Origin of the sequence: Kitasatospora sp. NPDC091207 (assembly GCF_044768625.1) — a bacterium.
Lineage (GTDB): Bacteria > Actinomycetota > Actinomycetes > Streptomycetales > Streptomycetaceae > Kitasatospora.
Genome location: NZ_JBIVVS010000054.1, coordinates 1 through 10937, shown reverse-complemented (window position 1 = coordinate 10937; position 10937 = coordinate 1). Strand labels below are relative to the sequence as shown.

7 protein-coding genes and 1 pseudogene are annotated in these 10937 nt (G+C 71.5%); 2 read left to right on the top strand and 6 right to left on the bottom strand.

The genetic code is table 11. The annotated features are described in order from the left end of the window. Window positions 1–926 precede the first annotated feature (926 nt). A complete protein-coding gene (locus ACIQTO_RS37765) occupies window positions 927–1415 on the top strand; it encodes a hypothetical protein (RefSeq protein ID WP_402398153.1) in 489 nt (162 codons plus the stop codon). 300 nt (window positions 1416–1715) lie between these two features. Here the strand turns inward: ACIQTO_RS37765 and ACIQTO_RS37760 are convergent, their stop codons facing one another. The 6 genes and pseudogenes from ACIQTO_RS37760 to ACIQTO_RS37735 form a co-directional block, all read right to left on the bottom strand. Beyond that, window positions 1716–1895: a hypothetical protein gene (locus ACIQTO_RS37760; protein WP_402398151.1), complete on the bottom strand. Its 180-nt coding sequence runs from the start codon at window positions 1893–1895 to the stop codon at window positions 1716–1718. Next, window positions 1864–3237 carry a Helicase associated domain protein gene (locus ACIQTO_RS37755; protein ID WP_402398149.1) on the bottom strand — a complete coding sequence of 458 codons (1374 nt, stop codon included), beginning with the start codon at window positions 3235–3237 and terminating at the stop codon, window positions 1864–1866. The genes ACIQTO_RS37760 and ACIQTO_RS37755 overlap by 32 nt, the downstream gene beginning before the upstream one ends. After that, entirely contained in the window at window positions 3212–3604 is a 393-nt protein-coding gene (locus tag ACIQTO_RS37750) for a hypothetical protein (RefSeq protein ID WP_402398147.1), read from the bottom strand. Before ACIQTO_RS37750 ends, ACIQTO_RS37755 begins: the two co-directional genes overlap by 26 nt. Window positions 3605–4178: 574 nt before the next feature. Further along, window positions 4179–5801 carry an amidase gene (locus ACIQTO_RS37745; RefSeq protein WP_402398146.1) on the bottom strand — a complete coding sequence of 541 codons (1623 nt, stop codon included), beginning with the start codon at window positions 5799–5801 and terminating at the stop codon, window positions 4179–4181. A 925-nt stretch (window positions 5802–6726) separates the two neighbouring features. After that, window positions 6727–7065, bottom strand: a pseudogene (locus ACIQTO_RS37740) (transposase); the annotation flags it as partial. Window positions 7066–7331: 266 nt separating this feature from the next. Next, window positions 7332–9872: a hypothetical protein gene (locus tag ACIQTO_RS37735; RefSeq protein WP_402398143.1), complete on the bottom strand. Its 2541-nt coding sequence runs from the start codon at window positions 9870–9872 to the stop codon at window positions 7332–7334. 446 nt (window positions 9873–10318) lie between these two features. Here ACIQTO_RS37735 and ACIQTO_RS37730 point away from each other — a divergent pair, with 446 nt between their 5' ends. Beyond that, entirely contained in the window at window positions 10319–10840 is a 522-nt protein-coding gene (locus ACIQTO_RS37730; protein ID WP_402398141.1) for a hypothetical protein, read from the top strand. Window positions 10841–10937 lie beyond the last annotated feature (97 nt).

The window sequence follows — 10937 nt, the reverse complement described above, 5'->3', positions numbered from 1 at the left end:
TCCGCCCGCCGGGGGTTGGGCCACCGCCCCGCCCCGCGCGCGTGGCGGTGTCCTCTCCCGCACGGGGCGGTGGGGCCGGGGGGGCCCCGGGGGGGGCCGGGGCCCCCCCCCCACTGATGTCTAGTGCTTCAGTAACTGCTCACTGTTTCGACTGGTCAGCGGTCGTGTTCTGGGTTCGGCGGCCGGCGTGGCGTCAGGGGCGGGTCCGGCGCGGAGAGCATCCGGCGGGGTGGCGTTGGCAGCCGCGAGCGACGGCCTGGCGCCGGAGCCGCCAGAGCGACCAGGAGAGTGGGCGCCTCAGCGCTTGGCAGTGAAGTTGCCCTGTCTGGTGGACAGTTGCCAGGAGCCGGCGGGGCTTCCGCCACGGCGGGCGACGTCAGGTCACGGGAACCGTTTCCGCGGCCCCCTTGCCGCCGCGTCGGCGGTCACTGCGGCGAGGAAGGCATGGTCAGGCTGATGTGCTGACACCGGCCTGGACACGCCGGCCGGTCAGGCAGCGGGGACGCTTTGCCGCGTCCCCGCCCCTCCGGGCGAACCTGCCACCAACCCGTGAGAACAACTCCTCGAGCTCCCCCTGCCCTGCTCTGCCACAAGATCCTCGATCACCCAAGAAGGCTGGCCGGAGGCATCACGCCCACCCATAAACCATCCTGCCGGATGATTTTTGCATCGGACCCACCACTGGCGCCACGTCAATCGTTGAATTCAAGATACGGCCCTCTGACCAGCCAAAATAGCGAACCGCCGCCGGAGTGCCAGCACCATCTCCTGCCCAGATAGACATACGTAAAGATTCGAACTGAATTCAGACAAAAGAAGACACTGCAGGACACTTCTCTATGCGATCTAGTGATATTGTCAAGCCGTTCGGAGAAGCAGAACGACTCTCTGCACGGAAAATGTCTTCTTCATTGGGGGGATTTCTAATGACCAAGGCCCGAATATTCAACATCCTGGCAGCCGCCGCGACTGTCCCTGTCCTGGCAATCGGATTTGCCGGACCTGCCTCGGCAGACGGAAACGTCACCTGGAAGAACGGAGTCGGCAACCCCTCCCACACCAGTGGCGGATCCGGCCTCTACCTCATCTCGAACTCAGCCGGCGGCGGTGTCGCAACCACGAACTACCGCTTCGGTTGGCATGATATCCAGAACAGTGACGGCACCTGGAATGAGGTCGACTCCTATGGACGATGCCTGACGGGATATGGCAACCAGGCCTACACGGAGGACTGCAACTCCGGCCGTGACGGAACGAACACGTGGCAGCGGTGGCGTGAGATCAATACCGGCTCCGGCTTCAAGCTCCAAAACGTCCAGACCGGCGGGTTCCTGGACAACAGTGGCAACGGAGGCTGGGGGGGTGTCTACGTGAACGGGACCGACTGGAACAACGATAACCAGCGCTGGTACTGATCCCACCCGGAATGGGAAGGGAACATCGGCACCGCGGCTTTTAGCAATCGTCACAACACACGGTTGCCCTGCCGGTTGGGCCGCAAGAGATTTACGCAAGACGCTCGACTGGGAATCCCCGGTCGAGCGTCTTGCGTGGGTGGCCGTTGAGATTTCTGGATTGGGATGGGACAGGCTCTCAGAACGATGACGGCCAGGCTCTCGGCGGCCTCCAGGAGACACGGGCGGCGTGGGGCCGGCCGAGAAGCGCCTGGGCAACGTCGAACGTGGCCTCCCAACGTAGGCCCGTCACAGTCGGGTTCAGGTGGCCGGCTGCGGACCGGCCCCGACCAGCCGGCTGAACTCCTTGGCCCATTCGACGAGATGCTGAACCAGGTCGGCGAGGTGCCGAGCGAGACCGGCGCCGCACCGGATCCGGTCGACAAGCTTGTACAGCAGCGTGTCCCAATCAGGCCCGGGGGTGTTCGTCTGGTTCGTCACCGTCACTCCTCGGAAGATGGGGTACCTCGGCCTGGCGGCCGGGGCCGGCGGGTCGGGTCAGGTGCCGGCCTGCTCGGCGCCGGCCAGCAGCACGGCGTCCAGGAGTACGGTCTGCTGGACGCTGAGCTTCCCGCCAGCGCGGGCCCCCGCCTGCTTGCGCAGCCACGCACCCGGTCGGAAGGTCGAGTCGCCTTCGGCGCCGGTGCGGTTGGCGGGGCCGTCGAGGGTGCCGCCGGCGGTGAGGTAGGCGAGCAGACGCCGGTAGGAGCGGTTCCAGTCCGGCTCGATCCGCCACATCGCGTCCACCGCGGGTCAGCTTCGCATCCTGGACGGCGGTGAGCTTGGCGTTCTTGCGCTGGCGGCCCATCCAGGCGCCGACGCCGTGGCCGTCGAGCTTCTCGGCCGCGGGGATCGCCAGGTGACCGTGCCGGGCAGCCCAGTCTCGGGCGTGCGCGAAGCCACGCTCCCAGGAGTGGGCGTGCTTGTCCCAGATCATGTCCAGCCGGTCCAGCTCGTTCACACGGGTCGGGGCGAGGAGGCCGGCACCCTTGAGGTAGCGCTGACGGTCCAGCCAGCTCACCAGGTCACCGTCGACGGTCTTGTCGGAGGCGTCGAGGTGGCCGTGCAGGGCGCGGAACGCGGCCGCCAAGCCGTACATGCGCTGCCACTCGGTGGCGCGCGGGTTGAACGCCCGCAGCTTCACCGTCTGCAGGATCTGCACGGCGTGCTTGCGAGCGTTGATCCGCAGCCACTCCACCGGCGACTCCGTCGGAGCCGGCCGCTCCGCGTCGCCCGCCCCGGACTCGACGTCCTCGCCCGCGCCGGCCTCCGACACCGCGGTGTGGTCCTTCTCCCCCGCCCGCTTGGCGCGCAGCTCGGTGATCCGGCCGACCACCCGCGCGTCGTGGGCGGCGAGGGCGCGCAGGACGCGCCAGATCGTGCGGAAGGAGGACGCCTCGATCTCGGTGTCGGCCTCGGCCCGCGCCGCCTCCCCGGCATCGCGCACCTCGGCCGGGTCGGCGGCCGTCGTGTCGTCGCCGACCTCGGGGGTGGGCAGGTAGACGGGGATGATGACCCAGGACACCTTGCCCTGCCGATAGGACAGCCGCAGCGCCCGGCCGACGGCCCGGACGACGTCGATGACGCTCGACTTCGGGTCCGCGAAGACGATGGCGTCCACGGCGGCCACGTCGATGCCCTCGTTCAGCAGGCGCGAGTTGCAGATGATGCAGCACTCCTCGCCCTCCTCGCCGGGCCGCTCGCCGGTGGAGGCCGAGAAGGTGGCGAACGCCGCCCGGCGGTCCTTCAGCTTGTCGCTACCGGCGACCGCGAGCGCCGTCACCCGCTCCGGACGATCCTTGTCCGGGAGCAACTCGGCGGTGGCTGCTCGGGGCCGGGGCGGCCAGGTGGTCCGGCCACCCCGGGGAGGGGCTAGAAAGGAGGCTCCTGCGAGTGGCGCCCACGAAGAGGGCCTCGGGGTCCTGGTCGTCCCGATCGCGGTGGTCGTCCGGTTCGCCGCCGTCGTACTCGCCCTCGCGGTAGTGCTCGGCCTGGTCGTCGTCGGTCTCCAGGTCGAGGACGTCCAGGATTGCACTGCCGTCCTGGTGGGCGGCCTCGCGGGCGCGGTCGGCGATGTCCTGGCGGTGGCGTGCATCGCGCAGCGCGCGCTGGAGGACGAGGTCCTGGTCCTGGTCGTAGCGCTTCGTCATAGAGCCGGCGGTGGCGTCGCGGACGCGCTGCCACTCAGCACTGGCGGCTGCCGGGGCCCTACGGCGTGGTGGTGAGGCGGGTCTGGGTCGGAGGACATCGGCCGACCGTCGATGGTTGGCGTGGCCCGTTCTCGACGAGCAGATGACGACGATCGGGGTGGCTGGCGACGGTCTGGGGCGGGAGGAGCAGCGGAGCGAGCCGGCGGCATCCGGGGCACCGGCACGGGCTGGGCCGGTGAGCCGCGGACCGCCTCGCCCTGGACCAGGCCGTCGGCGGCGGCCAGGCAGAACTCCCACGTGTTCGCGGCGCGGTCAGATGTGATGCGGATGTTCTCGCGGTCCGGTCCGGCCTGACAGTCCCCGCAGACGAGGATGCGGCGGAGGTCCGGACCAACATCGGCTCCGACCCAGCCGCGTAGCCTCACCTGCGGCTCCTCCTTCAGACGGACGCTGACGTGGAACCGCCTCCCGCTGACACCGCAGCCGAACATCACGAGGCCGGCCGCATCACCTGCCCGGCCGTCCGGGGGTTCGGAGGTTAGGCGCCCGACGCCCCGCACGGGCCGTGGGCGGGCTACGGAAGGGTGGGGAGGTAGTTCGGGGCGTGGCGGGCCTGGGTGGCCTGTTCGTAGGCGTAGGCGTAGCCGAGCAGGCGGGCGTCGCTGGAGCGGGTCCCGAGGAAGGAGACCCCGAGCGGCAGTCCCTGGTCGGTGTAGCCGGCCGGTACGGTGATCTGGGGGTAGCCGGCCACCACTGAGTTGTCGGTCGTGCCGGCGAACGGGCTGGGGGCGTCGGGCTGGAAGTCCACCGGCGTGGCGGGGAGCGTGGTGGGGGTGACGATCGCGTCGAGCTTGTGGGCCGCGAGGGTGTCGTCGATGGCGCGCCGGGCCAGGTCGACCGCGGCGGCGCGGTGGGCCCGGTACTGCGGGTCGTTCACGTTGCCGTCGGTCTGCTGCGCCAGTTCGAAGTACTCCTGTCCGAACCTGGCCATGTCCTCGATGTCGGCGTGCTCCTTATTGTAGGCGATCAGGCCCGCGAGGTCGGCAGGGTGGGAGCCCGGCGTGGCGGCGAGGTAGGCGTTGACGTCATGCTTGAACTCGGTCGTCAGGGCGGGGAGCAGGTGCTCGTGGAGCTTCTCGGGCTGCGGCACGTCCGCGCCCTCGACCACAGTGGCGCCCAGTGCCTTCAGCCGCCGGACGGTGGCGTCGAAGACCCGGTCCACGTCGGGGCTGATGCCCGTGTGCCCCTCGCGCCAGACGCCGATCCGCTTGCCGCGCAGCGCCCCCCGGTCCAGCACCGTGCGGTAGTCGGCCGGGAGCGTGCCCGCGGCGGGTGCGGTGTCCGGGTCCGCGGGGTCCGGGCCCTGGATCGCCCACAGGGTCAGCGCGGCGTCGGTGACGTTGCGGGCGATAGGGCCGGCGGTGTCCTGGCGGCTGGTGATCGGCACGATGCCGGCGCGGCTCACCAGCCCGAGCGTGGGGCGCACGCCCACCGTCGACGTGGTGGCCGCCGGGTCCACGATCGAGCCGCCCGTGTCGGTGCCGATCGTCACCGCCGCCAGACTCGCCGCCGCGGCCGCCGCCGATCCGCTGGACGAACCGCTCGTACTGCGGTCCAGCACGTACGGGTTGTGGGTCTGGCCGCCGACCGCGCTCCAGCCCGCGACGGCCATCGGGGAGCGGAAGTTGGCCCACTCCGTCATGTTCGCCTTGCCCAGGACCACGGCCCCGGCCTCGCGCAGCCGCCGGACCAGTTCCGCGTCCTGGGCGGGCTTCGCCGCCGACAGCGCTGTCGAACCGGCTGTGGTTGGCTGCCGGTCGGCGGTGTCCATGTTCTCCTTGAGCAGGACCGGGATGCCCTCCAGCGGTCCGCGCGCACCGTGGACGCGCCGTGCGCGGTCGCTCGCACGCGCGATGGCCGGCGCGTCGGGGTTGACGGTGACCACCGCCCGCAGGCGCGGGTTCAGTCGGCGAATCCGGTCGAGGTAGAGCCCGGTCAGCTGTTCGGAGGTCAGCCGGTGGCGCTCCATCGCCTGCTGCAGGCCCGGAATCGTCACCCGGTCCAGATCCACCCCCGCGATCCGGTCCGCGGTCCCGCCCGGCGCGGCATCGGCCTGCGCCGACACCGGGGCCAGCAGGGCCATCGACACGGCCGCGACCGCCGCGCAGCGCAGCGGAGTCCTGACGGACGAACGCATGGTTGTCCCGCACCCCTGTCGCCGAGGCACCCGGTACGGAGCACCCTTGCGGCTCCACTGCGGCGCCACCCTGCCGGGTGCGGCGCGTTGCCTCGATCTCGTGACCACCACGCTAGGCGCCCCCACCTGCCCGCCGACACGAGGCACACCCCCCAAACGATCACAGGTCTTCCCCCGAACCCGGGGTGGGGATTACCCCACCCCGGGTCCTGGACCTGGGCAGACCCACAGCAATCCTTGCCGCCGGTGCCCCGCGGCCGGGCTCTCTCCCGGACCGGCTACGCGAAGCCGCCGGAGCCGACGGCCACCGCACACCCGCAGCCCTGCGAGGGACCCCGCCCCGGGCCGCCTCGCGCTCCTGGTGGCAGGGGTGGCAGGTGCCGCCCTCGCGGTTCGTCCAGTACCCACGGATCTCCTGGGTCCACACCGCCTTCCGCTCCGGGACCGCGCCGCAGTCCACGCATGCCAGCGCCTCCATCGCCTCCCGGTGCCGGCGTTCCTCCTCGGCCAGACGGTCGGCCTGCCGCTGCTTGTAGGCGGCGTGGTCCCCCGGGTTGTCGAGAGCGTCGGTCAAGGAGAGCAGGCCGTCGCGGCCGTAGCGCCACCACACCTCGCCCATCGGGCCGAGCCGGGTGAGCGTGTCGAGCGAGGCGACCAGGATCGGAATCGAGTCGCCGTAGTCGAGCCAGCTGTCCGTCGAGTAGTCCTCGGTGCGGCGCCGGCCGCGCCAGAACTCGGCGGTCGGGTCGCGGATCATGGCGGCCCGGTTGTTCAGCGGCTTCGCGCTGGCGTCCGCGAGGACCAGGGCGACGGGCGGGTAGCTCTCGCGGGCGGGTCCCGGGTAGGCCCTGCGCCACCAGTGCGTCATCCGCTCCGACGCCGACTCCTCGGCCGGCACCGGGTCGTTGTCCCGTGACTTGGCGCGGGACAGCTCCCGGTAGCCGGCGAACTTCGCCGCCACCAGCACCGGGGACATCGTGGAGCGGTCCACCTCCACCATCAGCACCGGCACGCCGGTCTCCGGGGCCTCCCACACCGCATCCGGGCGCACCTTGCGGCGGCCAGCAGCTCCCAGGTGGAGCTGCCACTGGCAGCCCGTCCGGTTCCGGTACAGCAGCGCGTTCACGACCTCGCGCAGGTCGCAGGAGCCCGGGTCCCGGGTCGCCGAGCGCGACACCCGCTCCTGCTTCCAGGCCGTGGGCAGCGGCTCGACCAAGGCCCACTGCCCGTCGGACAAATCCGTTGAGTACGGCATCCGTTTCATGCCGCGACCGCATCATGCGCACGACATGCACGTCAGCCCGAACGACTCCGCACCCACGAACGGGCGGCACCAGATCATCCAGAAATGGACATACCGCCCTCTGACGTCTACTCAACCCCAGGCCCAGGAAGACGCTTGGCTGGGACACCCCGGCCAAGCGCTTCTTCGAGCTGCCTGAAGACCTTCCCAACCCCGCCGCGTTGCGACGAGTTGTTGAATCCACCTGTTCGGGGGCGGGGCGTCGTGCGTACCGATCGGGGGCGGGGTCAGTCCTTGCCGGGCACCGCCAGGATGCAGAGCAGGGAGCAGGCCACCGCCGCGGACGGGGCGGTGGTGGTGGGGGTGGTGCCGGCGGGCGCGTTCGCGGCGACGAAGCTCGCGGAGGCGGTGTTCCTCAGCGGGAGCGCCAGCAGCAGGGAGTCGCAGTAGACGGCGCGGCTGGTGCCGGCCGCGAGGGCGAACGTGCCGGCGGCCTGCCGGCAGGCGGGCGTGCTGGCGTCGTTGACGGTGACGGACGCGGCGTCGACCGGTCCGGCGTTGCTGACGGTGATCCGCCAGTGCGCGGTGCCGAGCAGGCCCAGCAGGCCCACGGGGCTGGTCTTGGCCCAGGGCCCGGGGCCGCCGGGCAGACAGTCGTGGGAGTTGGCGGAGCCGCAGATCTCCTTCTCCACGGTGACCCGGGGCTGGCAGCCGGTGCCGGGCGCGACCGCGGTGGTGACAGTGTTGGAGGTGAGCGCGCCGTTCGCGTCGCTACCGTTCGCGGTGTTGGTGACGGCGGTGGCGGTGCAGGCGGCCGCGACGGTGGTGCGGAAGCAGACCTGCGGCCCGTCACCCCGGTACTCGACGACCAGGGAGGGGTGGTTGCCGTCGGCGAAGTCCGCGGAGGTGGTCAGCACCAGCTGCGCGGTGACGGTGAGGGCCGGGTGCCCGGTGACGGAGATGCCGGACAGGTCGACCGTGCCGTCCGCGCCCAGCGCCGGGGTCGCGACGGGCGTGCCGTCGGGGTCGGTGACCAGGACCCGGGACGCCGACAGGGTGATGTGCGAGAGGTCGATGTCGGTCAGCCGGACCTTGTCGTAGCCCTGGACGTGGCCGCTCGCGCCGTCGCAGTAGAAGTCGCCGGGTTCGAGGGTGACCGAGGCGCCGCTGTGCACACAGGGGCTGGCGCCGGTCGTCGGGTCGAGCGAGAACAGCACGCCGGCGTCGCCGAGGCCGATCAGGCAACGGGTCGTGGAGTCGTAGCTGTAGCCGTAGTCGCGGGTGTCGCCGCCGTGGGCGCTCGGGTGCCCGGCCGGGAGCGGGAAGCCCGCGCACGGGCCGCCGGTGGCCCAGTCGTGGCAGACGGTCGCGCCGGCCACCCCCCCGCCCCAGATCGGGAAGTAGCTGCGGGTGCCGGTATCGGTGGTGACGGTCTCGGGGTTGAAGGTCAGCACGTTGCCGGCCAGCGCGCCGAGGCTGCTCGGCGCGGCGTGCACGGAGCCGTCCAGGCCGTAGCAGGTGGTCAGGACGTTGGCGCCGCCGACGGTGCTGGTGCAGACGCCGTCGGGGTGCCCGGCGGTGTCGTACGCGGTGTAGGCGTTGTAGGTGTAGTAGTTGGCGTTCGGCCCGGCGGGGTGCTGGGTGTCCCAGCCCGCACAGGTGGTGAGGGCGGCGGTGTCGAAGCAGCCGAGCGCGGGCGGCCCGGGGACGGTGGAGGTGCCGGCCTGCGGCGAGCTGGAGACGAAGACCTTGTCGCCGACCGCGGTGAGCGCGCCGAAGTAGAGCGCGGTGGGCGTGCTCGGCAGGTCACGGTTGCCGGGGGCGACGGGCGCGTACGGTTGGCCGGCGCACGGGGTGCGGGTGGCGAGCGCCAGGCAGAGCACCCGGCCGTCGCTGGCGACGCCGTACAGGTTGTCGCCGGAGCTCACCAGGCCCGCGAGGTTGTTGACGCTGCTGGGCGAGCCGCCGGTGGGCGTGAGGGCGGTGAAGCCGCAGTTCGCCTGCGCGTCGAGGTCCAGGCAGCCGACGCCGACCGCGGCGGCGGTGACGGCGGGGTACAGCACCTGGTTCGGGTGCGCGGGGTCGAACACGTACTGCGGGGTGAGCGGGCTGCCGATGTCACCGGTGGCGCCGCTGCCGAGCGGGCCGACGGTGGTGTTCAGCGGGCGCGGCCAGGGGCCGCCGGTGCAGGGCTGACCGGCCGTCAGGCTGAGGCAGACCACCTGCGGGGCGCCACGCGCGGCGTGGTGGTAGATATTCCAGGACTGGATCTCGCCGGACGCCGTCCGGTGCAGGATCGGGGTGAACCCGTCGCCGCCGGTGGACTGCGCGGTCGGCTGGACGGGGGCGAGCAGCAGCGGGGAGACGCCGGTGCCGACGCCGCGCAGCACCGGGTTCTCGGCCCGGACGGCGGTGGTCGCGGTGCCGGTGTCGGTGGCGCCGAACGTGCTGCCGTCGGTCGACCAGGACGGCGTCCACCCGGGCGGGGCCTTCAGCGAACCGGGCACGTACGTCTGGAAGTTGCCCGCGCCCGCGATCGGGTCGGTGACGACGGCGGGCGCGGCGGCGCCGCCGAAGGTGCCGCCGCGGTAGGTGACGGCCCAGTTCAGGGTGTCGCCGTGCTCGGCGGTGGCGGCGCCCGGGTGGGTGGCGTTCTGCACGGTCTTCACCAGCGCGGACGCCCCGACGGCGGTGTCGGCCGGGCTGGCGCCGGCCCCGGGGGCGACGCCCCCCAGGCCCAGCAGCAGGAGCGCGGAGGTGACGGCGACGGCCGTGGCGGCGCCGAGCGGACGGCGGCCGGTGCGGCGGCTTCGGGCGGTGATCGGCATGGGCGGACGCGGGCTTCTCAGCACTGGTTCTCCACCTCTGATCGACAGCCGGACTGACGAGTCGTCAGACCGGTCCGTCGATCAGGGTAAAGGTGCGGTAAGTATGGACCGGCCCTACTTTTTCATATTGGTCACATCATGAACGAATATGACTCGACATCTTCCCCCCCGACCGTCCGCACCGGCCCCCGAGGGCCGATCGCCCCCGAACATCACTTCGATACCTGCCCGTCCTTGGGCCACTGGCGTACGACACCCGCAGCCCGAGCCACCACACCGTCGGGTGACGTGACTCGGCCAGGCGAGTGACAGCGGCGACCGTCGACTGCTACCCGGGCGGGCCGGTGTTCCAGGATCGGTGCCGTCGCCGTCTCCGGCGGATTGCGTGCAAACCGTGTCAGTGCCGTGCGATCGGTTCGACCACGGCTGTTCGAGGAGTCCGTCCCATGCGTTCACGAGTCATCGCCCTCATGGCCGCCGCCATCGCGGCCACCTCGGCGCTCGCGCAGCCCGCCCACGCCGCCCCGCTCATCGACGGGGTCTACCGGTTCGCGGCCCTCACGGACGGCAAGTGCCTGGTCTGGCCCAAGCTGCACGGACCTGTCGGCACAGTGTCACTGGGCGACTGCACGGACAGCACGTACACCTCGGCGAACTGGCAGGTACAGCAACGGCCCAACGCAACGATGAACGTCTCCGTGCCGAATTCGGCCCCGCGCGGCTGCCTGAGGTTGACGGACGACCACAAGGTGGGGATCAGCGACAACTGCGACCGGTACGCCGAATGGACCGTCTTCTACGGCTCCGCCGGGCCCGGCAGCACGGTGTGGGCCGACATCGAGCACACCCCCGGCGACCGGTCCGCCTCGTGGGGGAAGCTAGTCGACGATCCCGGCGTGACCGGCCGGCTCGTGGTGAGGCCGGCCCCCATCGAACCGCACCACTGGACCTTGCAGCCAGCCGGCTAGGCGATGTCTCTCCGATCATGAGCGGAGCCAGATGAGGATCGCTGCGAGGGTGACGGTGCCGAGGAAGACGTGGCCGCGCTTGTCGTAGCGCGTGGCC